The organism is Paenibacillus chondroitinus NBRC 15376 (genome assembly GCF_004000765.1).
GTDB classification, from domain to species: Bacteria; Bacillota; Bacilli; order Paenibacillales; family NBRC-103111; genus Paenibacillus_E; species Paenibacillus_E chondroitinus.
This window is the reverse complement of record NZ_BILW01000040.1, coordinates 26,367-52,269: the sequence shown is the minus strand read 5'-3', so window position 1 is coordinate 52,269 and position 25,903 is coordinate 26,367. Positions and strand designations below refer to the sequence as shown.

Here is a 25,903-nt window from a genome sequence, read left to right as displayed (position 1 = left end):
AGTTTAGGGCATAGTAAATCCAGAGGTGGACAAAAACATATGTTAACGAAATCAATTCCCAGTCTTTTTACAGTAGGGAACTTATTCCTAGGTGTTCTGTCGATTATTCTTGCTTTCAGTGGAGAGCATGGAGTCGCAGCTGTACTTGTCATCGTTGCCATGCTGCTTGATGGTCTTGACGGCCGTGTAGCAAGGGCATTGAATGCACAAAGTGAATTTGGTAAAGAGCTAGACTCGCTGTCCGACGTTATTTCTTTCGGTGTTGCACCAGCCTTTATCATGTATGTAGTCGCTTTTAATGATCCGAGTGTGATCAGTCCGGCATTTGCCTGGATCGTCACGGCGATCTTCCCCATTTGTGGAGCGCTTCGTTTGGCCCGTTTCAACGTTGTTGCTGGTACACCTGGCTATTTCATCGGTTTGCCGATTCCGGCTGCTGGCGGTGTGCTTTGTACATTAGCGTTGTTCGTGAACGAAATCAACGTCTACGTGCTTTTGGTAAGTACGATCATGTTGTCATACTTAATGGTAAGTACTGTGAAGTACCCGAACTTCAAGAAAGCGGGTATTCCTAAAGCGGCAATTTGGATTACACCCGTTATCGTTGCTGTAGCTGTCCTGATTGCAATCAAATGGCCTGAGTCCATTTCCAAAATGATCTTCGTACCGCTCCTGTTGTACGCGCTTTATGGCTTAAAAAAAAACGTTGATGGCTTTTTCATCCGAATCCGCAGAAAAAACAAACGACGCGGTGTAGACGATTCAAATTCCGTTAAGTCCGACGTTTAATCAGCAAAATAAAAAGCATTTATTTTCTTCTGATCATCTCAGAGAAAATAAATGCTTTTTTGTTTGTTCATCTTCATGTTCATGACATGTTGAAGAGTCCTAGTGTTGTGCATTTCTTGGATTCATTCTCAACGACTTGTTCCAGGTTAACATCAAGAATGTTGCTGAGTGCGGACATATAGAACAAGTTCCTGCCCAGTTCACTACTGACAACCTCGATGCATTGTTCACACAGGTGACCGGATACATGAGTGCCCAGCACATCCTTAGCCTCATTCAAAGTCATCTCTGGATGGTACTCTTGCTTCGCTGCGTTGACCTGAATACAGCCACATTCTGTAATGGATTTCACCACGGAACGGTTAGCAGCTGCACCGGACTGTTGAAATTTGGATAAGACATCAAGCAGGCTTCGGTGACGGAGCAACAATTCGGATACTTGATCTTGAAACTGCTTTAAAGTCAAGGAGCTCATTCCATCCACCTCGGGTGTGTTGGTAACTTCCAATTTCATTATAATGGAAGGCCCTTAATATTTCAATTTTACATCTGAAGAAGTGATTAACGATGGATAAATTGGAACATAATTGTAATGTAGCTTTATTAATATGTTGATGCAGGGGGTGAATCTATGATGAGGAAATGGGTACAGTTCATTTTGGCCATCATGGGTGCTAGTTTAGGATTTGGCTGGAGTGACGCCATCCTTCGAACGACAGGTTTCATGAATGAGTCAGGAAAAGCAATAGTCATCAATAGTTTATGCGCGGTAGTTATGTTCATTCTTTCAGCATGGGTTGCAGGCAAGGGGATGAAGCTGCTTGTCAAAGGGGAAAGAAATGTTGCGGACATTCCTGTGTCCGATCTGCTCTCAGGTACATTAGGACTAGTTATTGGACTGCTTATATCGGTATTGGTATTCCCTGTACTCGATCAGGTGAAGTGGGCAAGTCCTATTTTACCCTTCGTCGTCTCGGGGGTTCTAGCAGTGATGGGGTTTCGCATCGGTTACAGCAAGCGGGAAGAGCTGGTTCAGATTATTGCGATGAGCCGGGTAGTCGCTCCGGAGAAGCAGACACACCGTCCTTACGAGGAACATAAGATTCTCGATACAAGTGTCATTATTGACGGACGTATTGCGGATATTTGCAAAACAGGTTTCATCGAAGGGACCCTCGTTATACCGGAGTTTGTACTGGAAGAGTTGCAGCATATTGCGGACTCATCGGACTTGCTCAAGCGGAATCGCGGGCGGCGGGGACTTGATATTTTAAACAAAATTCAAAAGGAACTCGAAGTGAAAGTGCTTATTTATGAAGGCGATTTCGAAGAGATCTCCGAAGTAGACAGCAAGTTGGTCCGTCTGGCGAAGGTGCTGCAAGGCAAAGTGATTACGAACGATTTTAACCTGAATAAAGTTTGTGAATTACAAGGTGTTTCCGTGCTAAATATCAACGATTTGGCGAATGCCGTGAAGCCTGTTGTTCTGCCGGGTGAAGAAATTATTGTTCAAGTCATTAAAGATGGCAAAGAGCATGGACAAGGTGTCGCTTATCTGGACGATGGCACGATGATTGTCGTGGAAGGCGGTCGTGAATTCATTGGCATGACGCTCGAAGTGATGGTGACCAGTGTGCTGCAAACATCGGCGGGCCGCATGATTTTCGCGAAACCGAAATTATTGGAAAAAGCGCAATAAAACCAGTATGATAGGGAGATGTAACATAACACTTACTAGTTGCTAGGAAAGCTTTCGAATAGAAAGCGCTCAGGTGGAGTTGGAGGGCTTAGGACTTATGGGGAAGCTAGGGGTTATCCTCGTGGCGGCGGGCAAGGGCTCGCGCATGGGAACGGCGGAAAGCAAACAATATTTACAACTGGGACAGAAGCCAATTCTGGTACATACGTTGCAATTATTTCAAAACATACATGAAGTGAATGAAATCATTTTAGTTGTAGGCGGAAATGACGTAGAGCGCTGTACAGGCTATGTACAGAGCTATGCGCTTTCCAAGGTCACTCATGTGCTGGCAGGCGGGGCGGAGCGTCAGGACTCCGTCAGACAGGGCCTAGAAGCCCTGGAGCAGGATACCGCTTGGGTGCTCGTACATGACGGTGTTCGTCCTTTTGTCAAAAAAGAACATGTGTTCGATTGTCTGTCAAAGGCGAAAGAACAGGACGCAGCTGTGCTGGCGGTACCCGTGAAGGATACGATCAAAGTCGTAGATTCCGAAAAGCGAATACAATCTACACCGGATAGACGAAGCTTGTGGGCCATCCAAACCCCGCAAGCTTTTCGGCTTTCTCTTTTACAGGAGGCGCACCGGCGTGCCCTTCAGGAAGGCTTTCTGGGGACAGACGATGCTATGCTGGTAGAGCGTATAGGAACAACGGTGCATGTTGTTGAAGGGGACTATTACAATATCAAGATAACGACACCGGAAGATTTGCCATGGGCAGAATGGATACTACAGAACGTAAGGGGAGAGGAACAACAATGATTCGTGTAGGACAAGGATTTGATGTTCATCAGTTGGTGGAAGGCCGTAAATGCATTATTGGAGGCGTGACGATTCCTTATGAAAAGGGGCTGCTGGGCCACTCCGATGCGGATGTGCTCTTACATGCGGTGAGCGATGCGATTCTAGGCGCTCTGGGCTTAGGAGATATCGGGAAGCACTTCCCGGATACGGCGGCGGAATTCAAGGATGCGGACAGCCTGGTCCTTTTGAAACACGTGTGGCAGCTTGCCAAAGATCGAGGATATCGTCTGGGGAACACAGATTCCACGATTATTGCCCAGAAGCCGAAGATGGCACGGTACATCCCGCAAATGGTAGAAATTATTGCCGATGCCCTAGAAGCGAAGCCGGAGCAAGTCAACGTGAAAGCTACAACGACGGAGCAGCTGGGCTTCACGGGCCGAGGCGAAGGGATTGCGGCGCAATCGGTTGTTTGTTTAATTCGAGATATGCTAGAATAGCAGGTATTATTGGGGAGAGAGGGTATAGTCATGAACCAACCTTTGCGTGTGCGCTATGCACCAAGTCCAACGGGACATTTACATATAGGCGGTGCTCGTACGGCACTTTTTGATTATTTATTGGCGCGCCGCCATGGCGGAGCTTTCGTTGTGCGTTTTGAAGATACGGATCAAACCCGCCATAAAGAATCCGGCATCGAGGATCAATTGAATGGGCTAAGATGGCTTGGATTAGAGTGGGATGAGAGCGTAGATATCGGGGGGCCGTACGGTCCTTATCGTCAGATGGAGAGACTTGATATTTATCAAACCTACCTCAACCAGCTTCTTCAGAGCGGTCATGCGTATCCTTGCTACTGTTCGGAAGCCGATCTGGAGCAGGAGCGGGCAGAGCAGGAAGCACGCGGCGAGATGGGCGGTTACTCCGGGAAATGCCGTCACTTGACGCCTGAGCAAATTGCCGCTTTTGAAGCGGAGGGCCGCAAGCCTTCGACTCGATTCCTTGTGCCGGCAGACCGCATCATCGGCTTCGAAGACAAGGTTCGCGAGCATGTTGAGTTTGAATCCAATGGCATCGGCGATTTTATTATCGCGCGTCCTGACGGGATTCCGACGTATAACTTTGCTGTTATCGTGGATGACCACATGATGAAAATCAATTTGGTTATTCGCGGGGAAGAGCATCTGTCCAATACGCCTAGACAAATTCTGATGTACGAAGCTCTCGGAATGCCTGTTCCGGAATTTGCGCACTTGGCGCTGATTCTTAACCAAGACCGGAAGAAGATGAGCAAACGGGATGAGTCCATTATCCAGTTCATCGAGCAGTACCGGGAGTTAGGTTATTTACCGGAAGCTGTTGTGAACTTTATCGCTCTGCTGGGATGGTCTCCTGGCGGCGAAGAAGAAATGTTTACGAAGGAAGAATTGATCGCCCAGTTTGACCTCGACCGTGTGTCGAAGAGTCCGGCTGTGTTTGATATGGATAAATTGAACTGGATGAACAACGCCTATTTGAAAAAAGCTCCGCTCTCGCGCGTTGTTGAGCTGTGTGTCCCTCACCTGCAAAAGGCCGGATACATCGAGCCGCAACTGGATGAAGCGGGCCAGGCGTGGGTGACGGCTCTAGTCGGCCTCAATCAAGAGAGAATGCGCTTCGCGGCGGAAATTGTCGAACTGTCGGGCATCTTTTTCAAGGAAGAGCTTGTTATCGACGACGAAGCAGCAGCAGTTTTGAAAGAAGAGCATGTGCCTGCTGTATTGACCAGCTTCTTGGGGCAAGTCGAGCAAGCTGAGTCATTCACGGTGGAGGCGATCCCTGCATTGTTGAAGCAAGTTCAGAAGGATACGGGCTATAAAGGGAAGCAATTGTTTATGTCGATCCGTTCTGCGCTGACAGGACAAGTGCATGGACCTGACCTCAATGTGTCGCTTTATCTGCTTGGAAAAGAAAAAGTCGCTTCGCGTCTACGGAACTTGTTGTAATACAGGGTTCTTTTCGCTATACTTAGTTCAATAAGGAATGCAATGATCAGGAGAGTACGATTATTTAGGGATTTATCAGAGAGGATAATCGAAGCCGTCAGGCTTTGGCTGTGAGTTATCCATTCCCTCTAACCGGAAATGCACCTGGGAGCTGCCGCGCCGAATACTCGGATTCAGAGTAAGGTAGGCGCAGCCGATATGCCCACGTTACGGGTTATTGAGTTGGGAGACTTCCGAGTCACCAAGCAGAGTGGAACCGCGATTAATCACGCCTCTGCAGCCATATGGCTGCGGGGGCTTTTTATTATACGCAGGAGTATGATTTCCTACAAAAGAAGGTGAGAGCATGTGGCGAACGATCAAATCTGATATTTCCGCCGTATTCGATAACGACCCGGCTGCACGCAGCTGGTTTGAGGTTGTGTTTACTTACTCTGGCCTTCACGCCATATGGGCGCATCGAATCGGTCATTGGTTTTATAAAAGGAAGATGTTCACGATTGCCCGTGTTGTCTCCCAGTGGAGCCGTTTCATGACAGGCATCGAGATTCATCCAGGTGCTACGATCGGCCAAAGATTGTTTATTGACCATGGGATGGGTGTCGTCATCGGGGAAACCTGTGAGATTGGCGACGATGTTATTTTGTATCAAGGGGTCACACTGGGGGGAACAGGGAAAGAGAAAGGTAAGAGACATCCAACTATTGGCAATAATGTAGTTATTGGTTCGGGTGCCAAGATTTTAGGCTCCTTCCTTGTTGGCGAGAATTCACGGATTGGCTCCAATGCGGTGGTTATCCAAGAGGTTCCTTCGAACAGTACCGTTGTAACGATGCCAGCAAAGCTTGTGAAGCGGGATGGTGTGCGTGTGAACCGGTTGGACCATGGCAATTTACCGGATCCCATTATTGATATATTCCAGGAAATGCAGCAGCAAATTAATGAATTGCGAAGACAGTTGGAACTAGAACGGGTTAAGAATGGAGGAGCGAGAGAACATGACGCTCAGAATGTATAATACGTTAACACGCAAGAAGGAAGAGTTTGTACCTTTAGAACCAGGTAAGGTAAAGATGTATGTGTGCGGACCGACCGTATACAACTACATTCATATTGGAAATGGCAGACCGGTTATTTTCTTTGATGTCGTACGCCGCTTTTTAGAGTCTCAGAACTATGAAGTCACTTATATTACAAACTTTACCGATGTGGATGATAAAATGATTCGTAAAGCCGAGGAAATGGCTGTTACCGTTCCGGAGCTGGCAGAAACCTTTATTGCCGCCTTCTTGGAGGATATCCAAACGCTTGGGGTGCATGAAGCTACATTGAATCCCCGTGTAACGGACAATATTCAAGAAATCATTGAATTCATCGCTGCTTTGGTTGAAAAAGGCTACGCCTATGAAGCCCGCGGCGACGTCTATTACCGGACGACGAAATTCGCCGAATACGGCAAGCTTTCTCATCAAAATCTGGAAGAACTCCAATACGGAATTCGCATTGAAGTGGATGACCGCAAAGAGAATCCTCAGGATTTTGTTCTTTGGAAAGCTGCCAAACCGGGAGAGATCTATTGGGATAGCCCTTGGGGTCAAGGTCGTCCGGGCTGGCATATCGAGTGCTCCGCTATGGTGCGCAAATATCTGGGTGAAACGATTGATATTCACGGCGGCGGGCAAGATCTGACGTTCCCGCATCATGAGTGCGAGATCGCGCAAACCGAAGCGGTGACCGGCCATCCAATGGCCAATTACTGGTTGCACAATGCCTTCCTTAACATTGATAATGAAAAAATGTCCAAATCGCTGGGGAATGGCATTCTCATCCGCGATCTTGTGAAACAAATCAAACCGGAAGTTTTCCGTTTCTTTATGTTATCCGCTCACTACCGCAATCCGTTGAACTTCAGCGATGAGAGCCTCAAGCAAGCGGCCAATGCGTTGGAGCGCATTCAAAATGCAAATGATAACCTGAAGCATCGTCTGGCCACAGCCTCAGTAACAGGGGAGATCGAAGCTGCTCATACGGAGCGTGTAGCGGCGATCGCCGCTCAGTTCGTCGAGAAGATGAACGACGACTTCAATACCCCGGATGCGATCACGGCGGTGTTCGATCTCGTTGCAGAAGCGAACCTGTACTTGCAGCAGGAGCGGGTGAATGCTGCCGCTTTGCAAATGTTCTTGGATCAGCTTCAGGTGTTTGATCAAACGTTGGGCATTTTGTCGAAACAGGCTGACGAATTGTTGGACGAAGAGATTGAGCAGCTGATTGTCGACCGGACGGAAGCGAGGAAGTCGAAGAACTGGGCGCGTGCGGACGAAATCCGTGATCTGCTCACAGAGAAAGGGATATTCCTTGAGGATACACCACAAGGAATTCGTTGGCGCCGCAAATGAGTGAGACTTATACTGAAGCTGCGAATCTGTTCGTTTTTCCGCCATCCAAGAGTCCTCATTTGCTGAATCCTCTCGTGCTCGCCTATATTGGCGATGCGGTCTATGAGGTCTATATTCGGCAATATGTGATTTCTGGCGGGAACCATCGGCCTAATCATTTGCACAAAGCAGCCACCGGCTATGTATCGGCTAAGGCGCAATCCAAGGTGTTGGATGCGCTGATGCCGATGCTGACGGAAGAAGAGATTGACATGGTAAAGCGCGGACGCAATGCCAAATCAGGAACGACAGCCAAGAACGCGGATGTGCTTGAATACCGGCACAGCACCGCGTTTGAGTGCTTAATTGGATATTTGTATTACAAGCAATCTTTTGAGCGGTTGAAGGAAATATTGGATTTTGTTCTGGATCACAAGAATAAAGCTTAGTCCACTGCGGATGTAAGTTATGTTAAACGAGGAATATCTAGGAGGAAGCAAGAGATGGATGAGGAATATATTGGCGGGAAGCACTCCGTAATGGAGGCGATCCGTGCCGGTCGAACAATCAACAAAATTTGGATTGCTGAGAATGCGCAGAAGCAATTCGCTGGCCCGATTGTAGCGGAGGCCAAAAATTTAGGGATTCTTGTACAATTTACAGACAAACGTAAGCTTGATCAAATGGTAGAAGGGCTTCAGCACCAAGGGGTTATAGCGCAGGTAGCAGCCTATGAATACGTAGAAGTAGAGGATATTCTTGCTAAAGCTAAGGCGCTTGGCCAGGATCCTTTTATCCTCATTCTTGATGAGATTGAAGATCCGCACAACCTGGGTTCGATCCTGCGAACAGCGGATTGCACGGGAGTTCATGGTGTCATTATTCCCAAAAGACGCTCCGTAGGTCTAACAGCAACGGTTTCCAAGACATCTGCGGGAGCGGTAGAGTATGTTCCTGTTGCTCGAGTAACGAATATCTCGCAGACCATCGAACAGCTCAAAGAGCAAGGAGTTTGGGTCGCGGGAACGGATGTGACGGCAGCGCAAGATGTATATAAAGCGAATTTCAGTATGCCCATAGCTCTTGTCATCGGTAATGAAGGTAAAGGTGTTGGAAGGCTGATTAAAGAGAGATGTGACTTCCTGGTTAAGCTGCCGATGGCGGGACACGTGAACTCTCTGAATGCCTCTGTTGCCGCGGGTGTACTGATGTATGAAGTGGTTCGCCAACGAACTAAGAGTTAAAGCAGATGGAAGAGTTTCTAATCGTAGACGGCTACAATATCATAGGGGCATGGCCTGAACTGAATAAGCTGAAGGATACCGACTTGGAAGGGGCCCGCGATAAGTTGATTCATATGCTGGCTGAATACCAATCGTACTCAGGTATGAAGGTATACCTGGTTTTTGACGCTTACATGGTACCTGGACTTGGGAAGAAGTATGTACAGAGCAAGTTGAACGTCCTCTACACCAAAGAGAAGGAAACCGCGGATGAACGGATTGAACGATTGGTTACGAATCTGATGGGAAGACGTAAGCAAATCTATGTGGCCACCTCCGATATGATTGAGCAGCATGTTATTTTCGGTAAAGGAGCTCTTCGATTGCCGGCTGGTGAACTTCTCATCAAAATCAAACAGAATCGCAAAGAAGTTCGAGACCGCATTCAGCCGGAGACGTCGGCGAAACGCAATCCGTTTGAAGGCAAATTGAGCAACGAGTTAAAGGCGCAGTTCGAACGCTGGCGAAGAGGGGAGTAATCCTCCAAATGCTAGAAATGGTGGGGGTCCCCGTTGACGGTGTGAGATTTCATCATGTATACTTAACCTAAACTTTTAATGTGAATCTGGGTAGTCCTGCAGGCCGGAGGGATTGTTGGTGAGTGTCGACCTCAAAGAACTGAGAATGTATGATTATGACCTCAAGCCAGATGAAGACATTGTCGAGGCAGTCCGTGAAGGCAGTAGCGAAGCGTTGGAATATCTTATCAACAAATATAAGAATTTCGTACGTGCCAAAGCACGTTCTTATTTTTTGATAGGTGCAGACCGAGAAGATATTGTGCAGGAAGGAATGATAGGTTTATATAAATCTATCCGCGACTTCCGAGGAGACAAGCTTGCTTCTTTTAAAGCCTTTGCTGAACTGTGCATTACCCGACAGATCATCACGGCGATTAAGACAGCAACACGTCAGAAGCACATTCCTCTTAATTCCTACGTGTCACTGGACAAGCCTATCTATGATGAAGATTCTGATCGTACGCTGCTTGACGTCATCAGCGGTTCCAGGGTCACAGATCCTGAGGAGCTTGTGATTAATCAAGAAGAATTTACGGGACTTGAAGATAAAATGGGAGAGATATTGAGTGACTTGGAGCGTAGAGTTCTTATGCTCTATCTCGATGGAAGATCCTACCAAGAGATTGCGGTGGACCTTGATCGTCATGTCAAGTCGATTGACAATGCTCTTCAACGTGTGAAACGCAAGCTTGAACGCTATTTGGAAGTTAGAGATTTGTAAAATGCGCCCGCGCTGCCTTGCTTGGTCTTGGCTGCGCGGGCCTTTTATTTGTACGAGGTTTATTATCATACTGGAGCGTCTATACTGATATTACTCTTGCAATTGTGAGACTTCTGCCTTGACACTCTGTAACTGGTTGTGATAAAGTATTTCAGGTAGCCCTAAAAGTCGCTTTCTTTTTGACGCGCTTCGAAGGGCTTTAATTAGAACGTGTCTGTAGGAGGTGTACATCATGCGGGTCATCATCACATTAGCGTGCACAAATTGCAAACAAAGAAACTATGCATCCACTAAAAATAAGCGCAACAATCCCGACCGTATTGAGTTGAAGAAATATTGCAAATTTTGCAATGAACATACTGCTCATCGCGAGACTAGGTAGTTCTTTGGAGGTGTAGTTTGTGGGGTTCTTGGCTAGAATGAGACAAAGCTTCGGATCCACTTTTTCCTTCTTCACCGACAGTTGGACAGAACTCAAAAAGGTCAAGTGGCCAAGTCGCAAAGAGATGATTACCTATACGCTTGTTGTGTTGGGTACTGTAGCTTTTGTTGCTATTTATTTTTTTGTGCTGGATCTTGGAATTTCTGAGTTGCTGCGCCTTGTTTTTAAATAAACAGGACTATAGGTGAATTTATTCATGGAAAAAAGATGGTACGTCGTACATACCTATTCAGGGTATGAGAACAAAGTGAAAGCCAACCTGGAGAAACGTGTTGAATCCATGGAAATGACGGACAAGATCTTCCGTGTGCTTGTGCCTATGGAAGAGGAACTGGTGAATAAAGACGGCAAGAAAAAAGTCGTCATGCGTAAAGTTTATCCAGGGTATGTTCTCGTAGAAATGATTCAGACGGACGATTCTTGGTACGTAGTTCGTAATACGCCAGGAGTTACCGGATTCGTAGGTTCTACGGGATCCGGCTCTAAACCGACTGCATTATTACCTGAGGAAGTTGAATCTATTTTGAAGCATATGGGAATGGAAGAGCCGAAGGCGAAGATCGACTTCGAACTCAAAGAGACTGTACGCGTCAAGGTGGGACCTTTCGCAAACTTTGTCGGATCTGTTGAGGAAATTGTGGCTGACAAGGGTAAACTTAAGGTGCATGTCAACATGTTTGGTAGGGAAACCCCGCTTGAGCTCGATTTCGACCAAGTGGAAAAGCTATAACACAAGACAACCAAGGGTTTCTACCAGGTCTATTCCTCGGGATAGACCTTCGTTAGTGGGATCTATATTATAAACAGGAGGTGTCTATCATGGCAAAAAAGGTTATTAAAATCGTGAAGCTTCAAGTTCAAGCTGCGAAAGCAAATCCAGCACCACCGATCGGTCCAGCATTGGGTCAAGCAGGTGTGAACATCATGGCATTCTGTAAAGAGTTTAACGCTCGTACTGCTGATCAAGTAGGCCTTATCATTCCGGTTGAGATCACAGTATTCGAGGATCGTTCCTTTACATTCATCACTAAAACGCCTCCGGCTGCAGTTCTTCTTCGCGTCGTTGCTGGTATCGAAAAAGGATCCGGTGAACCAAACAAAAAGAAAGTTGCAACTGTGAAACGTGCGAAAGTTCGTGAAATCGCAGAACAAAAAATGCCTGACCTGAATGCTGCATCCGTTGAGGCTGCAATGCGTATGGTTGAAGGTACAGCTCGCAGCATGGGAATCACTATCGAAGATTAATTCCGCAAGGAATGCGGCTGTGTAAACCGCGGTTTACGTAGAAGTTTTCTTGGAAAACTTTGAGGTCGCTCGGTGGGAGGATTATCCGCTAATACCACTAAGGAGGATATACATTATGCCTAAACACGGTAAGAAATACCGCGAAGTATCTCAGCTTGTTAATGCTGAAACTTTGTACGATCCGTCAGAAGCAATCGAGCTTGTTAAGAAAACAGCTCCTGCTAAATTTGATGAAACTGTAGATGTTGCAGTTCGTCTGGGTGTAGACCCAAGAAAACAAGATCAGGCTGTTCGTGGTGTTGTAGTACTTCCACACGGTACTGGTAAAACGAAACGTGTACTTGTATTTGCTAAAGGCGAGAAAGCGAAAGAAGCTGAAGCAGCTGGTGCAGATTTTGTTGGTGATGCTGACATGATCAACAAAATTCAACAAGGTTGGTTCGAGTTCGACGTTTGCGTAGCTACTCCAGACATGATGAGCGAAGTTGGTAAACTGGGTCGTATCCTCGGGGGTAAAGGTTTAATGCCAAACCCTAAAGCAGGAACAGTTACTTTCGACGTTACCAAAGCTGTTCAGGAGATCAAAGCTGGTAAAATCGAGTACCGTCTTGACAAAGCAGGACAAATCCATGCTCCACTTGGTAAAGTATCTTTCGATGCAGACAAGTTGAACGAAAACTTCAAAGCATTGGTTGATGCACTTGTAAGAGCGAAACCAGCAGCTGCTAAAGGTGTCTACCTGAAAAACATTGCTGTATCCTCCACAATGGGACCAAGTGTTCGAGTAAACGTAAGCTCCTTCAGATAAGTAATAGCTTCCAGTTGACTTCGGCCCACTGGACGTGATACTCTATCAAAGGTCATAAAAACGAATATGCAAACCGTAGACAGTAGGTGCCTCGTGCTTAATTTCCTACCGAGGTGTTATGATATATATAGCGATTTCTTTGTACATCAGGGAAAAAGTGAACACATCATGCCTTCGTAGCGTCTACGAAGGCATTTCTTATTGTTATAAGGAATGCTGATGCTCCTACAGTTTGTGATATTGAATCATAAATGCATAAGAAGTGAGGTGTACTATGGCAAACGCGAAAATTCTTGCAGAGAAACAACAAGCGGTAGCTGAAGTAACTGAAAAGTTCAAAGCTAGTGCTTCTACAATCATCGCTGACTACCGCGGTTTGAACGTAGCTCAAGTAACTCAGCTGCGTAAAACCCTGCGCGAAGCTGGTATTGAATTCGTAGTTCTCAAGAACTCGTTGGCTAGACGCGCATCGGCAAATGCTGAACTAAGTGAATTGGATGAGTACCTAACGGGTCCTACTGCCATTGCTTTCAGCAAAGACGATCTGGTTGCTCCAGCGAAAATCTTGACTGAATTTGCGAAAAAGAATGATCAATTGAGCGTAAAAGGTGGCGTGGTCGAAGGCCGCGTAGTTGGATACGATCAAATTAAAGCACTTGCTGAACTTCCATCCAGAGATGGTCTTCTCTCCATGTTGCTTAGCGTTCTTCAAGCTCCTGTTCGTAACTTTGCACTTGCTGTTAAAGCAGTTGCTGAGAAAAAAGAAGCTGAAGGTCAAGCTTAATTCAGTGTACGAAGTGTTTTATAACAACAAACTAATTTATTAATGATAATGGAGGTTTAACCATGAGCACAAATGCAACGATCCTAGAAGCAATCAAAGGCATGACAATCTTGGAATTGAACGACCTGGTTAAAGCAATTGAAGAAGAGTTTGGCGTAACAGCAGCAGCTCCAGTAGCAGCTGGCGGTGGCGCAGCAGTAGCAGTTGAAGAAGCTCAAACTGAGTTTGACGTTATCTTGACTAGCGCTGGTGCTTCCAAAATCAACGTAATTAAAGTAGTTCGCGAAATCACAGGTCTTGGCCTGAAAGAAGCGAAAGACCTAGTTGACGGCGCTCCAAAACCAGTAAAAGAAAAAGTTAGCTCCGAAGAAGCAGAAGCTGTTAAAGCTAAGCTTACAGAAGCTGGCGCATCTGTAGAAGTTAAGTAATTTCTTTTCAGGAAACCTCTTGAAGCTTGCCTTCAAGAGGTTTTTTTACCTAAGCTTTTACCCTTAGGAAAGCCTTAGGAACGCTCGCAGTTATTTGATTTTCCTATTGGTAAAAAAGAGGAGGGAATCTTAACGTGTCAGAGCATTATTATACGCAGCGTCCTACAGTTAAGCATGATGTCAATGTGGCGCAAGAGGAACTGCGTGGCAGAAAGTACACATTCCTGACGGATGCTGGCGTCTTTTCGAAAAAAGGTGTGGATTATGGAAGCAAGCACTTGATTGAAACGATGCAGTTGAAAGAGAATGCCAAGGTGCTAGATGTTGGTTGCGGTTATGGTCCGATTGGTTTATCAGCAGCGGTAATGTGTCCGAAGGGGCATGTGACAATGGTCGACATTAATGAGCGGGCTATTGAGCTAAGTACTGAAAATGCGCGGCGCAATGGAATTACTAATGTGTCGATTCTACAGAGCGATCTTCTGGAGCAGGTGAAAGAACAGCGTTTTGACGCCGTGCTCACCAATCCTCCGATTCGTGCCGGCAAGGAAGTTGTGCATCGCATTTTTACAGATGCCTATGATTGTTTGGTTGACGGTGGATCAATATGGGTTGTCATTCAGAAAAAACAAGGCGCGCCTTCAGCGATGAAGAAACTTGAGTCGATCTACAGCGAAGTTATTGAAGTATCCAAGGACAAAGGGTACAAAATTCTCAAAGCCACAAAGTAAGGCTCCAGTATTTTGTAAACGGAAGTCTTATCTGACAATCGTGGAAATTAGTTTGACTTGATATTTCATATGTGGTATTATTAAAAAATGTCAGTATTAAGATGGGACACATGTCTTTAGTTAACAAAAATGTCAAGTCTTTTTTTCCTCCAGGATGAATAAAATTTGAACTTGTAACGTATAATGTTTGAATTTTAGGAAATTCTAACAGGATGGAAAGAAATATTTGGAAAGTCTTATTGATTACAGGGAAAAATCTTCATCCATACAGTCGCTTAATTCGGACGGGCTCCAATAACGGAGGCGTCCTGAGTGTACGTCGGTCGAAGTTTTTCTTCTTCTTTTTATTTATTGAGTAGAGTTGAGGGGTGAATGAAAGTTGGCGGGACATCTTGTTCAATTTGGACGACGTAAACGCAGGACTTATGCACGAATTAATGAGGTGCTGGGCATTCCAAACCTGATTGAAATCCAGCAAAAATCGTATGAGTGGTTTTTGGAAGAGGGATTACGTGAGATGTTTCAGGATATCTCTCCGATTCAAGATTTCACAGGTAACCTAGTACTGGAGTTTATTGACTATAGCTTAGGCGATCCTAAGTATTCGGTTGATGAATCCAAAGAACGCGACGTAACCTATGCGGCGCCGTTAAGAGTCAAAGTCCGTTTGATTAATAAGGAAACCGGCGAGGTCAAGGAACAGGAAGTGTTCATGGGGGATTTCCCTATTATGACCGATACGGGAACGTTCATTATTAACGGTGCGGAGCGTGTAATCGTCTCCCAGCTCGTTCGTTCCCCCAGTGTTTATTATAGCACGAAAGTGGATAAAAACGGCAAAAAAACTTACACGGCAACGGTTATTCCGAACCGTGGGGCTTGGTTGGAGCTTGAGACGGATGCGAAGGACATTATCTATGTTCGTATCGACCGCACGCGCAAAATTCCAGTTACGGTATTGCTTCGTTCTTTAGGATTTGGCACAGATGCAGAGATTTTGGATTTGCTTGGTGACAATGAATATATCCGTAATACGCTCGATAAAGATAACACGGATTCTACGGAAAAAGCGTTAATCGAAATCTATGAGCGTCTTCGTCCGGGTGAGCCGCCTACGCTTGATAATGCAAGAAGCTTGATCGTTGCTCGTTTCTTTGATCCGAAGCGTTATGATTTGGCTAACGTAGGTCGTTACAAAATCAACAAGAAATTACACATCAAAAATAGATTGTTCAATCAACGTCTGGCTGAAACTTTGGTAGATTCCGAAACGGGAGAAATCATCGCTGAAGCAGGACAGTTGCTGGATCGTCGTGTATTAGACGAAATCCTTCCTTTTATCGAAAAAGGAGCAGGCTACAAAGAGTTTTCCATTCCAAAAGGTGTAACTGGCGCGGATACAATCCCTGTTCAGTGCATTAATGTTTACTCACCAACAGAAGAAGGCAAGGTTGTTAAAGTAATCTCTAACGGGGTTATCGACAAACAAGTTAAAAACATCACGCCTGCCGATATCATTTCATCCATTAACTATTTCATCAACTTGCTGCATGGCATCGGGAATACGGATGATATTGACCACTTAGGTAACCGTAGACTTCGATCCGTTGGTGAATTGCTGCAGAACCAATTCCGTATCGGTTTATCCCGTATGGAACGTGTTGTTCGTGAACGTATGTCCATTCAAGACGCGAATGTTATTACGCCGCAAGCATTGATCAACATTCGACCAGTTATTGCGTCTATCAAAGAGTTCTTCGGTAGTTCTCAACTTTCTCAATTTATGGACCAAACGAACCCTCTTGCTGAGCTGACGCACAAAAGACGACTATCTGCACTCGGACCGGGCGGTTTGACGAGAGAGCGCGCAGGGATGGAAGTTCGTGACGTGCATCACTCTCACTATGGCCGTATGTGTCCAATTGAGACTCCAGAGGGACCGAACATTGGTTTGATCAACTCCCTGTCTACATTTGCCCGTATTAATGAGTATGGCTTCATTGAAGCTCCGTACCGTTGGGTAGATCCGAAGACGGGAACGGTGACTGATCAAATCGCTTACCTGACTGCGGATGAAGAGGATAACTACGTTATCGCGCAAGCGAACGCGCAGTTGACGGAAGAGAACAAATTTGTTGATTCCGCGATTATCGTACGTTACAAGGATGATAACTTAACGCTGCCGGTTGAACGTGTCGACTATATGGACGTTTCTCCGAAGCAAGTTGTATCCGTTGCGACTGCGTTAATTCCGTTCCTTGAAAACGATGACTCCAACCGTGCGTTGATGGGTTCCAACATGCAGCGTCAAGCGGTACCGCTTTTGATTCCAAAAGCACCTCTTGTAGGTACAGGGATGGAGCACAAAGTCGCTAAGGACTCGGGAGTATGTATTGTCTCCAAATTTGATGGAATTATTGAGAAAGCTGCTGCAAATGAAATTTGGCTGCGCCGCCAGGAAATGGTAGACGGCAAATTGGTCAGCGGTAACGTCGTCAAATATAAGCTTCACAAATTCATGCGTTCCAACCAAGGTACGTGCATTAATCAACGCCCGATCGTGAAGAAGGGTCAATTGATTAAAGCTGGAGATATTCTTGCTGATGGACCATCGACTGAGCAAGGCGAATTGGCTCTTGGCCGTAACGTTGTCGTTGCCTTCATGACTTGGGAAGGTTACAACTACGAGGATGCGATCTTGTTAAGCCAAAAGCTTGTGAAAGAGGATGTTTACACATCCATTCACATTGAGGAATATGAGTCTGAAGCTCGTGACACGAAGCTTGGACCTGAAGAGATTACTCGCGATATCCCGAACGTAGGGGAAGATGCACTGAAGAATCTTGACGAGCGCGGCATTATCCGTGTCGGTGCCGAGATCGGCGCAGGCGACATCCTGGTTGGTAAAGTAACACCTAAGGGTGTGACTGAACTTACTGCGGAAGAAAGATTGCTGCATGCGATCTTCGGAGAGAAAGCTCGTGAAGTTCGTGATACATCCCTTCGTGTACCGCATGGTACAGATGGTATCGTTGTTGATGTGAAAGTATTTACTCGTGAGAACGGCGATGAGCTGCCTCCAGGCGTGAACCAACTCGTACGTGTCTACATTGCGCAAAAACGGAAAATTTCCGAAGGCGACAAAATGGCGGGACGTCATGGTAACAAAGGGGTAGTAGCGCGGATTCTCCCTGAAGAAGATATGCCTTTCCTTCCGGATGGTACGCCGGTTGAAGTTGTACTGAATCCACTAGGGGTTCCTTCCCGGATGAACATCGGTCAAGTGCTTGAAGTTCACTTGGGTATGGCCTCCAAGTACCTTGGTATCCACGCAGCTACGCCTGTATTCGACGGAGCGCGTGAGTATGACGTATTTGATGCAATGGAAGAAGCTGGCATGCAACGTAGCGGTAAAACGATTCTGTACGATGGTCGTACAGGGGAGTCGTTCGAACGCGAAGTTACGGTTGGCGTCATGTACATGATCAAATTGGCACACATGGTTGATGATAAAATCCATGCCCGTTCCACAGGACCTTACTCCCTTGTTACTCAGCAGCCGCTGGGTGGTAAAGCACAGTTTGGTGGACAACGTTTCGGGGAGATGGAGGTATGGGCGCTTGAAGCATACGGCGCTGCCTATACGCTGCAAGAAATTCTTACTGTGAAGTCCGATGACGTCGTAGGCCGTGTGAAAACATACGAGTCCATTGTCAAAGGCGAGAATGTTCCAGAACCGGGTGTTCCGGAATCATTCAAAGTTTTGATCAAAGAGCTTCAAAGTTTGGGTATGGATGTCAAAATCCTTTCCGGCGACGAAGAAGAGATCGAAATGCGAGAAGCCGATGATGACGATGAAGTCACTAGCGATAAATTAAACCTAAATTTAGAGGGCTCTGAATTAGGAGTCAACGAATAAAGAACGCCACAATAGATCGAGATCGATTCACTGCATAGTGGGTTTAAATTCTTAAAGGAGGGTTGCTCCTTGATGGACGTTAACAACTTCGAGTTTATGAAAATCGGTTTGGCATCACCCGATAAAATTCGCTCTTGGTCCCGTGGGGAAGTAAAGAAGCCGGAAACCATTAACTACAGAACTTTAAAGCCTGAGAAAGAAGGTCTTTTCTGTGAAAAGATCTTCGGGCCAACCAAAGATTGGGAATGTCATTGCGGTAAATACAAACGCGTCCGTTACAAGGGCGTCGTTTGTGACCGTTGTGGTGTTGAAGTAACCCGCCAGAAAGTGCGCCGCGAGCGTATGGGACACATCGAGCTTGCTGCTCCTGTATCTCATATCTGGTACTTCAAAGGTATCCCAAGCCGCATGGGTCTTGCGTTGGATATGTCTCCAAGATCCTTGGAGGAAATCATCTACTTCGCTTCCTACGTGGTTACTGATCCAGGGGATACACCTTTGGAGAAAAAGCAGCTGCTTTCTGAAAAAGAGTACCGCAGCTACCGTGAGAAGTATGGCTATGCGTTCCAGGCTGGTATGGGTGCTGAAGCTGTTAAAAAGCTTCTTATCGATATCGATATCGAACGTGAAGTAGATACACTCAAAGAAGAATTGAAAACAGCGCAAGGCCAACGCCGTAATCGTGCGATCAAGCGCTTGGAAGTTATGGAAGCTTTCCGTAACTCGAAGAACCTTCCAGGTTGGATGATTCTAGATGTGCTTCCTGTCATCCCGCCGGAGCTTCGTCCGATGGTACAGCTTGACGGAGGACGCTTCGCGACTTCCGACTTGAATGATCTCTATCGCCGAGTTATCAACCGTAACAACCGTCTCAAAAGATTGCTCGACCTAGGGGCACCGGACATCATCGTTCAAAATGAGAAGCGTATGCTGCAAGAAGCGGTAGATGCTCTTATCGACAACGGTCGTCGCGGCCGTCCTGTTACAGGTCCTGGTAACCGTCCATTGAAATCTCTCAGCCATATGCTGAAAGGTAAACAAGGACGTTTCCGTCAAAACTTGCTCGGTAAACGTGTTGACTATTCTGGTCGTTCCGTTATCGTAGTAGGACCTCACCTGAAGATGTACCAATGTGGTCTTCCTAAGGAAATGGCGCTTGAATTGTTCAAGCCTTTCGTGATGAAGGAGCTTGTTAATAAAGGTTTGGCCCACAACATCAAGAGCGCGAAACGTAAAGTTGAGCGTGTAAGTCCGGATGTTTGGGATGTTCTTGAAGAAGTTATTAAGGAGCACCCGGTTCTTCTGAACCGTGCCCCTACATTGCACAGACTCGGGATTCAGGCGTTCGAGCCGATTCTCGTTGAAGGTCGTGCCATCAAGCTGCATCCTCTCGTATGTACAGCGTATAACGCTGACTTCGACGGTGACCAAATGGCGGTCCACGTACCATTGTCATCTGAGGCTCAAGCTGAAGCTCGTCTGCTAATGCTGGCATCAGGTAACATTTTGAACCCGAAAGACGGTAAACCGGTTGTTACGCCTTCACAGGATATGGTTCTTGGAAGCTTCTATTTAACAACGGATAACAAATTTGCTAAAGGTGCTGGATCTATCATCAGAACAGTACACGAAGCGATTTCATCCTACCAATCGGGTAAAATGGCCTTGCATGCTCGTGTTGCAATTCCGGCTAAAGCGTTGAACAAAACCAGCTTTACCGAAAAACAACAAAATGCAATGTTGATTACGACTATCGGTAAAATCATTATGAACGAAATCTATCCAAGTGATTTCCCGTTCATCAATGAGCCTACCAAAACGAACTTGCTGAATGGTATTCCGGATTCTCACTTTGTATTTGATAAAGGTGCTGATCTAAGAGCCATCATGCTTGAGCGTCCTGAGAATAAAGCGGTTGGTAAGGAATACCTTGGCTCCATCATTGCTGAGTGCTTCCGTAAATACCACACGACGCAAACATCGATGATCCTTGATAAAATTAAAGAACTTGGATTCACATATTCTACTAAAGCGGGTATTACCGTAGCGGTCTCTGACGTTGTTGTTCCGACTGAAAAAGAAGGAATTCTTAAAGAGTGTGAAGAGAAAGTGCGCGTAGTAACGAACCAATACCGCCGCGGTTTGATTACGGATGAAGAGCGTTATGACCGTGTTATCGCGATCTGGAGTAAAGCGAAGGATGAAATCACAGATATTCTGATGAAATCCCTTGATAAGTACAACTCCATCTCGATGATGGTTGAGTCCAAAGCACGGGGTAACAAATCTCAGATTACACAGCTTGGCGGTATGCGTGGTTTGATGGCGAATCCATCCGGTAAAATTATGGAGTTGCCGATTAAATCGAACTTCCGTGAAGGTCTGACAATCTTGGAGTACTTTATCTCCACGCACGGTGCGCGTAAAGGTCTTGCCGATACAGCGCTTCGTACAGCTGACTCCGGTTACTTGACTCGTCGTCTCGTAGACGTTGCACAGGATGTTATCGTTCGTGAAGACGATTGCGGCACGGATAAAGGTTTCATGGTTAGCAAAATCCAAGACGGTAAAGAGGTTATTGAGGATCTCTACGACCGTATTGAAGGGCGCTATGCATTTGAAACTGTTCGTCATCCACAAACAGGCGAAGTTATCGTTCAACGCAACGAATTGATTGAGTCTGAAATTGCTGATGCGATTATCGATGCTGGCATTGAAAGACTTCAAATTCGTTCCGTTCTTAGCTGCCGTACAAATCATGGTGTTTGTAAGAAATGTTACGGCCGCAACTTGGCGACTGGCCAATTCGTTGAGATTGGTGAGGCTGTAGGTATCATCGCCGCTCAATCCATCGGTGAGCCGGGAACACAGTTGACAATGCGTACGTTCCATACCGGTGGTGTTGCCGGAGACGATATTACGCAAGGTTTGCCGCGTATTCAAGAGCTTTTCGAAGCTCGGAATCCGAAAGGTCAAGCGATCATTTCCGAGATCGACGGTGTCGTCAAAGAAATTCGCGAAGCCAAAGATCGTCGTGAAATTGAAGTCCAAGGTGAAGCGGAATCCAAGGTTTATGCAGTTCCTTACGGTTCCCGCGTACGTGTATCCCTGAACCAACAAGTGGAAGCCGGAGACGAGCTGACAGACGGATCTATCGATCCGAAAGAAATGCTTCGCATCAAAGGTATCCGCGGCGTGCAGAACTACATTCTGCAAGAGGTTCAACGTGTTTACCGTAACCAAGGGGTAGAAATTAACGATAAGCATATTGAAGTTATGGTTCGTCAAATGTTGCGTAAAATCCGCATCGTTGATGCTGGAGACACAACTCTGCTTCCAGGTTCCTTCGTAGACATTCATGAATATGAAGCAGCCAACAAAGTAGCCTTGTTCGCCGGCAATGAGCCAGCTGTTGCAAGACCTATCTTGCTTGGTATCACCAAAGCGTCTCTTGAAACTGATTCCTTCTTGTCTGCGGCGTCCTTCCAAGAAACAACTCGTGTCTTGACGGATGCAGCTATCAAAGGTAAGGTCGACCAATTGCTTGGTCTGAAAGAGAACGTTATTATCGGTAAACTCATTCCTGCAGGAACGGGTATGCCTCGTTACCGGAACATCCGTATTACGGATCCTAACGAAGTGCTCGTGCAAGATGAGGATCTCGAAAAAGAAACAGTAGCCGTTGAATAACGACTATTCATCTGAGAGGGATGGCCATATGTGCTGTCCCTCTTGGTTTTTATTACGAATCTATGATTATGCGAAAATTATGCGGAAAGAAAGAAGTTCTTCCTTGACACTGGAACACCAAAATGCTAATATATCGTAGTGTGCCTAAGTTGATATTCTTTCCTTTCTCAGGAGGGGTGCCTTATGTCTTATGATAAAGTCAAACAGGCGAAGAATATAAGTGTAGGGACGAAGAAAGTCACTAAGACGGTCGAGCAAGATAAGGCTGTTGAAGTTTTTGTTTCTAAAGATGCAGATCCGCGATTGACGATAAAGCTGGTAGCTCTCTGTAACCAAAAGGGTGTGCCAATAACCTATGTGGATTCTATGAAGCTGCTAGGTAAAGCATGTGGAATTGAAGTTGGAGCTGCGGTAGCAGCTGTTGTAAATGAATAAACGCTTAAGACGTTTTTGTTAGTGGGATGGTGTACATAAGTTTCCGTAACTTTTGCAGCTGACCTTGGCAAAGACTTTCTCTTTGCTCATTTATGACTCGCCTGGATCTGTGGGCTTGAAGAAGTTTATCATGTTATGAATGTAGGGAGGAGGTGGCGATATGCCAACAATTAACCAACTAGTACGTAAAGGTCGTCAAGCGAAGGTGGATAAGTCTAAATCACCAGCTTTGCAAAAAGGTTTTAACGCTTTGAAAAGAGAGGCAACGGATTTGAGTGCACCTCAAAAACGTGGTGTCTGCACTCGTGTAGGTACTATGACTCCTAAGAAGCCTAACTCCGCACTTCGTAAATATGCTCGTGTTCGTTTAACGAACCGTGTAGAGGTGACAGCATACATTCCAGGTATCGGTCACAACCTGCAAGAGCACAGCGTTGTATTGATCCGTGGAGGAAGAATTAAAGACCTTCCAGGGGTACGTTATCACATCGTGCGTGGCGCGTTGGATACTTCCGGTGTTAACAACCGTAAGCAATCCCGTTCCAAATACGGTACTAAACGTCCAAAAGTTAAAAAATAAGAAAAAATCATCAAGAATGATTCTTATAAGAAAGGGGGATAACTATGCCTCGTAAAGGTCCAGTTACTCGCAGAGACGTATTGCCAGATCCGATTTATAATAGCAAACTTGTTACTCGTCTTATCAATCGTATTATGATCGATGGAAAAAGAGGGGTAGCACAGTCCATTCTATACAACGCTTTTAACCTCGTGAAAGATCGTACAGGTAAAGAGCCGATGGAAGTGTTCGAAGCTGCTATCAAAAACATCATGCCAGTTCTTGAAGTTAAAGCTCGCCGTGTAGGTGGAGCGAACTATCAAGTTCCAATCGAAGTTAAACCTGAGCGTCGTACGACACTTGGTTTGCGTTGGTTGGTCAACTATTCCCGTCTTCGCGGTGAGAAGACGATGGAAGAAAGATTGGCTTATGAAATTATCGATGCTAGCAATAGCACAGGTTCTTCCGTTAAAAAACGTGAAGATACACACAAGATGGCTGAAGCTAACAAAGCGTTCGCTCACTATCGTTGGTAGAATTTTGATTCACACACTGAAAGGAGAAATAACGACCTATGGCTAGAGAGTTCTCCTTAGCAAACACGCGTAATATCGGGATCATGGCTCATATCGATGCTGGTAAAACGACAACTACAGAGCGTATCTTGTACTACACTGGTAAAGTTCACAAAATCGGAGAGGTGCACGAAGGTGCTGCTACGATGGACTGGATGGAGCAGGAGCAAGAGCGCGGAATCACGATTACTTCCGCTGCTACAACTGCGCAATGGGCTGGTCACCGCATCAATATTATCGATACCCCGGGGCACGTTGACTTTACCGTTGAGGTAGAGCGTTCCCTTCGCGTTTTGGACGGAGCAGTAGGTGTATTTAGTGCGAAAGAGGGCGTTGAACCTCAATCCGAAACAGTTTGGAGACAAGCTGATAAATACCACGTCCCACGTATTGCCTATGTTAACAAAATGGATATCATCGGTGCAGACTTCCTGCAAGTTGTTCAATCCATGCGTGAGAAACTTGGTGCAAATGCTGTAGCTATTCAATTGCCAATCGGTGCTGAGAGTGATTTCAAAGGTATCATTGACCTGGTTGAAGAAGTTGCATATATGTACAAAGATGATCTTGGTAAGGACATCGAGAAAGTCGAAGTTCCTGCTGAGTTCAAAGATAAAGTAGCAGAACTGCGTTTGGAGCTTGTAGAGAAAGTTGCTGAGCTTGATGAAGAGCTTACAATGAAGTATCTAGAAGGCGAAGAACTGACAGTGGCAGAAATCAAAGCTGCACTTCGTAAAGGTGTAGTTGAGGTTAAAATCTTCCCTGTTATCGCAGGTTCTTCCTACCGTAACAAAGGTGTTCAATTGATGTTGGATGCGGTAATTGATTACCTGCCTGCTCCAATTGATGTACCTGATATTAAAGGTGTACTTGACGATGGAACTGAAGTGACTCGTAAGTCTGCTGATGACCAACCGTTCTCAGCTCTTGCGTTCAAAATCATGACAGATCCTTTCGTTGGTCGTCTTACATTCTTCCGCGTATACTCTGGTGTTCTTAACTCCGGTTCCTATGTCATCAATGCGACAAAAGGCAAACGTGAGCGCGTTGGTCGTATCCTGCAAATGCATGCGAACAGCCGTCAAGAAATCAGCATCGTATATTCCGGTGATATCGCGGCTGCCGTTGGTCTGAAAGATACAACGACAGGAGATACGCTTTGTGATGAGAAAAACCCAGTTATCCTTGAGTCCATGAACTTCCCTGAACCGGTTATCCAGCTTGCTGTTGAGCCGAAGACGAAAGCGGATCAAGACAAAATGGGTATCGCGTTGCAAAAACTGTCTGAAGAAGATCCTACTTTCCGTGCTTCTACGGATGAAGAAACTGGCCAAACGATCATCGCGGGTATGGGTGAGCTTCACCTTGAGATCCTCGTTGACCGTATGCTTCGTGAATTCAAAGTAGAAACAAACGTAGGTAAACCGCAAGTTGCTTACCGTGAGACTTTCCGTGCACCAGCTAAAGTTGAGGGTAAATTCGTTCGTCAATCCGGTGGCCGTGGTCAATACGGACATTGTTGGGTTGAATTCGAGCCTCAAGAAGCAGGCGCTGGATTCGTCTTCGAAAGCAAAATCGTGGGTGGTTCGATTCCTCGTGAATACATCGCTCCGATCCAAGCGGGTATCGAAGAGTCTATGAAGAACGGGGTTCTTGCAGGATTCCCTCTAGTAGACATCAAAGCTACAGTTGTCGATGGTTCTTACCACGATGTTGACTCCAATGAAATGGCGTTTAAAATTGCGGGTTCCATGGCGCTTAAAGCTGCTAAAGACAAGTGTAAACCGGTTCTTCTTGAGCCAATCATGAAGGTTGAAGTTACTGTACCAGAAGAGTACATGGGCGATGTTATGGGTGACCTTAACTCCCGTCGTGGACGTATTGAAGGTATGGATAACCGTCATGGTGCGCAAATCATCCGTGCTAAGGTACCTCTTTCCGAAATGTTTGGTTACTCCACAACACTTCGTTCGAGAACACAAGGCCGTGGTGTTTACTCCATGGAACTTTCACATTATGAAGAAGTACCTAAGTCCATTGCAGAAGAAATTATTGCAAAAGGCAAAGGCGCCTAGGGATAAACGACAACGTCGTCCATTAGGGATGAGCGCGTTTACCAAGATTGAT

Annotated in this window: 26 protein-coding genes and 1 other annotated feature; of the genes, 25 read left to right on the top strand and 1 reads right to left on the bottom strand. The window is 45.9% G+C overall.

Annotated elements, in window-relative coordinates:
• The first annotated feature begins 39 nt into the window (after positions 1–39).
• Positions 40–789, top strand: a complete 750-nt coding sequence (pssA, locus tag PCH02S_RS28925; protein ID WP_127457562.1) for a CDP-diacylglycerol--serine O-phosphatidyltransferase — start codon at positions 40–42, stop codon at positions 787–789.
• 79 nt (positions 790–868) lie between these two features.
• Here the strand turns inward: pssA and PCH02S_RS28920 are convergent, their stop codons facing one another.
• Complete coding sequence (locus PCH02S_RS28920) at positions 869–1,264, bottom strand: DUF1573 domain-containing protein (protein WP_127457569.1); 396 nt, start codon at positions 1,262–1,264, stop codon at positions 869–871.
• A gap of 156 nt (positions 1,265–1,420) precedes the next feature.
• Between PCH02S_RS28920 and PCH02S_RS28915 the strand changes: the two genes are divergently transcribed.
• From PCH02S_RS28915 to fusA, 24 genes are all read left to right on the top strand, one after another.
• Positions 1,421–2,488, top strand: a complete 1,068-nt coding sequence (locus PCH02S_RS28915) for a PIN/TRAM domain-containing protein (RefSeq protein WP_127457561.1) — start codon at positions 1,421–1,423, stop codon at positions 2,486–2,488.
• A gap of 97 nt (positions 2,489–2,585) precedes the next feature.
• Positions 2,586–3,290: a 2-C-methyl-D-erythritol 4-phosphate cytidylyltransferase gene (gene ispD / locus PCH02S_RS28910; protein ID WP_127457560.1), complete on the top strand. Its 705-nt coding sequence runs from the start codon at positions 2,586–2,588 to the stop codon at positions 3,288–3,290.
• A complete protein-coding gene (gene ispF / locus PCH02S_RS28905) occupies positions 3,287–3,772 on the top strand; it encodes a 2-C-methyl-D-erythritol 2,4-cyclodiphosphate synthase (protein WP_127457559.1) in 486 nt (161 codons plus the stop codon). Before ispD ends, ispF begins: the two co-directional genes overlap by 4 nt.
• A gap of 30 nt (positions 3,773–3,802) precedes the next feature.
• Positions 3,803–5,257: a glutamate--tRNA ligase gene (gltX, locus tag PCH02S_RS28900; RefSeq protein WP_127457558.1), complete on the top strand. Its 1,455-nt coding sequence runs from the start codon at positions 3,803–3,805 to the stop codon at positions 5,255–5,257.
• Positions 5,258–5,603: 346 nt separating this feature from the next.
• Positions 5,604–6,275, top strand: a complete 672-nt coding sequence (gene cysE / locus PCH02S_RS28895; protein WP_127457557.1) for a serine O-acetyltransferase — start codon at positions 5,604–5,606, stop codon at positions 6,273–6,275.
• Entirely contained in the window at positions 6,256–7,656 is a 1,401-nt protein-coding gene (cysS, locus tag PCH02S_RS28890; protein WP_127457556.1) for a cysteine--tRNA ligase, read from the top strand. Before cysE ends, cysS begins: the two co-directional genes overlap by 20 nt.
• Positions 7,653–8,084 carry a Mini-ribonuclease 3 gene (locus PCH02S_RS28885; RefSeq protein ID WP_127457555.1) on the top strand — a complete coding sequence of 144 codons (432 nt, stop codon included), beginning with the start codon at positions 7,653–7,655 and terminating at the stop codon, positions 8,082–8,084. The genes cysS and PCH02S_RS28885 overlap by 4 nt, the downstream gene beginning before the upstream one ends.
• 54 nt (positions 8,085–8,138) lie before the next feature.
• Positions 8,139–8,879 carry a 23S rRNA (guanosine(2251)-2'-O)-methyltransferase RlmB gene (gene rlmB / locus PCH02S_RS28880; protein WP_127457554.1) on the top strand — a complete coding sequence of 247 codons (741 nt, stop codon included), beginning with the start codon at positions 8,139–8,141 and terminating at the stop codon, positions 8,877–8,879.
• Between the two features lie 5 nt (positions 8,880–8,884).
• Entirely contained in the window at positions 8,885–9,397 is a 513-nt protein-coding gene (locus PCH02S_RS28875; protein ID WP_127457553.1) for an NYN domain-containing protein, read from the top strand.
• A 118-nt stretch (positions 9,398–9,515) separates the two neighbouring features.
• Positions 9,516–10,160 carry an RNA polymerase sporulation sigma factor SigH gene (gene sigH / locus PCH02S_RS28870; protein WP_028557511.1) on the top strand — a complete coding sequence of 215 codons (645 nt, stop codon included), beginning with the start codon at positions 9,516–9,518 and terminating at the stop codon, positions 10,158–10,160.
• 232 nt (positions 10,161–10,392) lie between these two features.
• Positions 10,393–10,542 (top strand): 50S ribosomal protein L33, encoded by a 150-nt coding sequence (gene rpmG, locus PCH02S_RS28865; protein WP_079418041.1) that lies wholly within the window; start codon positions 10,393–10,395, stop codon positions 10,540–10,542.
• Positions 10,543–10,561: 19 nt separating this feature from the next.
• Positions 10,562–10,774: a preprotein translocase subunit SecE gene (gene secE / locus PCH02S_RS28860; protein WP_127457552.1), complete on the top strand. Its 213-nt coding sequence runs from the start codon at positions 10,562–10,564 to the stop codon at positions 10,772–10,774.
• 24 nt (positions 10,775–10,798) lie between these two features.
• Positions 10,799–11,332 carry a transcription termination/antitermination protein NusG gene (nusG, locus tag PCH02S_RS28855; RefSeq protein WP_126144113.1) on the top strand — a complete coding sequence of 178 codons (534 nt, stop codon included), beginning with the start codon at positions 10,799–10,801 and terminating at the stop codon, positions 11,330–11,332.
• Between the two features lie 89 nt (positions 11,333–11,421).
• On the top strand, positions 11,422–11,847 hold the full coding sequence (gene rplK, locus PCH02S_RS28850) for a 50S ribosomal protein L11 (protein WP_029196472.1): 426 nt from the start codon (positions 11,422–11,424) through the stop codon (positions 11,845–11,847).
• A 115-nt stretch (positions 11,848–11,962) separates the two neighbouring features.
• A complete protein-coding gene (gene rplA / locus PCH02S_RS28845; RefSeq protein ID WP_127457551.1) occupies positions 11,963–12,655 on the top strand; it encodes a 50S ribosomal protein L1 in 693 nt (230 codons plus the stop codon).
• 55 nt (positions 12,656–12,710) lie between these two features.
• Positions 12,711–12,864: a sequence feature (ribosomal protein L10 leader region), on the top strand.
• Between the two features lie 65 nt (positions 12,865–12,929).
• Complete coding sequence (rplJ, locus tag PCH02S_RS28840; protein ID WP_127457550.1) at positions 12,930–13,439, top strand: 50S ribosomal protein L10; 510 nt, start codon at positions 12,930–12,932, stop codon at positions 13,437–13,439.
• A 62-nt stretch (positions 13,440–13,501) separates the two neighbouring features.
• Positions 13,502–13,867, top strand: a complete 366-nt coding sequence (rplL, locus tag PCH02S_RS28835; RefSeq protein WP_127457549.1) for a 50S ribosomal protein L7/L12 — start codon at positions 13,502–13,504, stop codon at positions 13,865–13,867.
• A gap of 134 nt (positions 13,868–14,001) precedes the next feature.
• On the top strand, positions 14,002–14,598 hold the full coding sequence (locus PCH02S_RS28830; RefSeq protein WP_127457548.1) for a class I SAM-dependent methyltransferase: 597 nt from the start codon (positions 14,002–14,004) through the stop codon (positions 14,596–14,598).
• Positions 14,599–14,977: 379 nt separating this feature from the next.
• Positions 14,978–18,517, top strand: coding sequence for a DNA-directed RNA polymerase subunit beta (gene rpoB, locus PCH02S_RS28825; RefSeq protein WP_127457547.1), 3,540 nt, complete (start codon positions 14,978–14,980; stop codon positions 18,515–18,517).
• 69 nt (positions 18,518–18,586) lie between these two features.
• On the top strand, positions 18,587–22,207 hold the full coding sequence (gene rpoC / locus PCH02S_RS28820; RefSeq protein WP_127457546.1) for a DNA-directed RNA polymerase subunit beta': 3,621 nt from the start codon (positions 18,587–18,589) through the stop codon (positions 22,205–22,207).
• 183 nt (positions 22,208–22,390) lie between these two features.
• Complete coding sequence (locus PCH02S_RS28815; protein ID WP_127457545.1) at positions 22,391–22,642, top strand: ribosomal L7Ae/L30e/S12e/Gadd45 family protein; 252 nt, start codon at positions 22,391–22,393, stop codon at positions 22,640–22,642.
• A 160-nt stretch (positions 22,643–22,802) separates the two neighbouring features.
• On the top strand, positions 22,803–23,222 hold the full coding sequence (gene rpsL, locus PCH02S_RS28810; RefSeq protein ID WP_028557500.1) for a 30S ribosomal protein S12: 420 nt from the start codon (positions 22,803–22,805) through the stop codon (positions 23,220–23,222).
• 44 nt (positions 23,223–23,266) lie between these two features.
• Positions 23,267–23,737, top strand: a complete 471-nt coding sequence (gene rpsG, locus PCH02S_RS28805) for a 30S ribosomal protein S7 (protein WP_127457544.1) — start codon at positions 23,267–23,269, stop codon at positions 23,735–23,737.
• Between the two features lie 38 nt (positions 23,738–23,775).
• A complete protein-coding gene (gene fusA / locus PCH02S_RS28800) occupies positions 23,776–25,851 on the top strand; it encodes an elongation factor G (protein ID WP_127457543.1) in 2,076 nt (691 codons plus the stop codon).
• Positions 25,852–25,903: the final 52 nt, after the last annotated feature.